Genomic DNA, 2,370 nt, shown 5'->3' with positions numbered 1-2,370 from the left:
GTCTTTCGCCCGTTTTGTAGTCGATACAAAGCAGGTAGGGCGCAGGGTGTAGTTCCCTGCCGAAAGAAATGGTCGCGCCCCGGCGAACCGGCTCCACAATAAGCCGCTCCCGCCCCAGTAAATGCTTCTGGGAGAGCTTGATGATGAGCGTGTTGTCGACCAGGTGCGCCGTCTCCCGCAGCCCGCCGATGGTGTTCTTCAGACTAGTGGCGGTCTTGACCAGCCGATCTCGGAAGGCCATCAGATTTTTCAGCTTGAGAAGGCTGTCCGAGGGAAGGCGCACTGCTTTGAGCAGCCGCTGACGGTCGGCCGCTGCCGTGAAGGCAGGTGAACTGGGCGATCCTCATGGCGTCGACCCGGTCGTTCTTTCCCCTGGTCAGGCCCATGCTCCTTTTTAGCTCCAGGGGGCTGATCATCGTGTAGGGCAGTTCGGCCTGCTGTAGAAAGCAGCACAGGGCCAGCGTATAGTGATCCGTATGTTCCATGCAGCAGACCGAGCCCATGATAGTGAAGTTCGGCAGGGCCTTGATCAGCTTGACGGTAGCCTTCACACCGGACTCCGAGTTAAGCGACTGGCTTTGGAAGACAATCTTCTTGCCGTCGAAGACCGCCCAGTCCGGGGTCGCTTTCGAGACGTCGATTCCGATGAAACAGCGAATGTCCATCATTACTACTAATTTCAGGAATGAAAGAGAAAACTGCCATTTTGCTCAAACCCTTGCTAATGAACCTTAGAGCCCGATTTTCCATGGCACGGGCCACCCCGCTGAGCCTGGGGCAGTGAAAAAGACAGGGCAGGGCCTGAATCCGTGGCTAGAGCTAACACTCTGGCGCCCCCTAGGTAAACCCGCCCTGTTTACTTTTAGCAAGATACCCAACCCAATCTTGGAATCTTACCATACCGTAAACCTAAAGGGGCGCCCCGCCATAGTTCACCGCTCACACCTTCGGCTCTTGTAGTATTGTACTTTTTAAAGGTGGGTGTCATCTCACAAATCTAAGGGGCGGCCCGGATTGAAGACCTCGACTTTAAGAACGATGGCAAAATCACGCTGCTCATTGCTATTATTCCGGGCCGCCGGGCGGTGATAGTCTATGTTCTGTCCTTACACGAGGCATTTGAGAGCGGCTCACTGAAACAAAAGGTATACCGGGACGGTATCTCATCAATAACCATATCCTTCTTTCGTCAAGGCATCACCAGTTTACGCCGTCACGTACGGTCACTGGTGATATTTATCCGCTACTTGGAGACCAGCGCGCAAACGCTCATTAACCCAAATGGGTTTATGTCCAGTAATCTGGCGGATTTACCCTAAATGTGTTAGCTACCCCTAAGTATTTACTACATTTGCCTGTTCGTTAATAACGACTTGTCTTTTTAGGCATAATTAAGACAAATTTTATCACTTAAGTAATTGTGCTTATTTATCAATACATCTAAGAACTTATAATTCCCTGATTTTCAACAGAATATAGTATTTAAACTTTATTGCTAATTTTGCTTGACTACTTATTCTGTCAAACTGAAGCGTACAATCCGGTCATATAAATTTCACATACCTAACTTTGTCATGCCGATGGTCTTGTTTACAGAACAGCCGTTATTTCCATCTGAGAAATGCCTTTGCTACCATTTATTGACCTGATTAAAGCAGATTTTGATAGTGTCATAGTCTTCTGAATTTTTTGGATTCTTTCAATCGCAGAGGTTTGCTACGTCGGTCCCTACATTATTTTTTCCTTATCCCAACTTGTTTTAATCTGTTTTTATGCTTTTTCCTATAACTATTTTTTGCAAATTTCGATTGCACAAAACCTCCCTGTGCGTCCGCCTCCGCTATCTTATACTAATTTTACTCAGTCTGGCGGGCCAGGCAGCTTGGGCCCAGACTACATACTATGTAGCTGCCAACGGCAACGATGTAAACGACGGACGCTCAACGGGAAGCCCGTTCCGGAGTTTGGCCAAAGTCAACACCCTTACCCTCAGAGCCGGGGATGCCGTGCTGCTACGGCGGGGTGACACCTTCCAGGGTAACTTATCAGTCCGGCAGTCCGGCTCGGCGGGTAACCCCATCGTCATTGATGCGTATGGACCGGGTAACAAGCCAATTGTGGCCGGTTCAGCTGCCATCGGCGGGTGGAGCCGCAACGGTAACGTCTGGCAGGCGTCGTGTGCGGCCTGCGGCAGTCAGGTTGCGGGGCTGTACCGCAACGGAACGGCTTTGCCACTTGGGCGGTACCCCAACCTGAGCGATGCCAACAAAGGCTACCTGACCATACAGTCGCACAACGGCAAAAACCAACTGACCAGTCAGCAGGGACTGTCGACCAACTGGACGGGGGGCGAAGTGGTGGAGCGGCCCG

At 50.9% G+C, this 2,370-nt stretch carries 2 protein-coding genes and 1 pseudogene; 1 reads left to right on the top strand and 2 read right to left on the bottom strand.

Annotated elements, in window-relative coordinates:
* Together ACEW8P_RS16215 and ACEW8P_RS16210 are read right to left on the bottom strand one after the other, a co-directional pair.
* On the bottom strand, window positions 1-241 hold a 241-nt coding region (locus tag ACEW8P_RS16215), incomplete at its 3' end, for a hypothetical protein (protein ID WP_373514124.1).
* Window positions 204-668: a transposase gene (locus ACEW8P_RS16210; RefSeq protein WP_373514123.1), complete on the bottom strand. Its 465-nt coding sequence runs from the start codon at window positions 666-668 to the stop codon at window positions 204-206. The genes ACEW8P_RS16210 and ACEW8P_RS16215, both read right to left, overlap by 38 nt.
* Before the next feature lie 1,140 nt (window positions 669-1,808).
* Between ACEW8P_RS16210 and ACEW8P_RS16205 the strand changes: the two are divergent.
* Window positions 1,809-2,370: pseudogene (locus tag ACEW8P_RS16205) on the top strand (glycoside hydrolase); the annotation flags it as partial.

It is taken from the genome of Persicitalea sp., from assembly GCF_041751555.1.
In the GTDB taxonomy this organism is placed as follows: Bacteria; Bacteroidota; Bacteroidia; order Cytophagales; family Spirosomataceae; genus Persicitalea.
This window is presented reverse-complemented; position numbering and strand designations above follow the sequence as displayed.

What these genes read in the sequence shown, in the direction of transcription:
- ACEW8P_RS16210 (WP_373514123.1), bottom strand. Translation starts at nt 668, where the DNA reads ATGATGGACATTCGCTGTTTCATCGGAATCGACGTCTCGAAAGCGACC.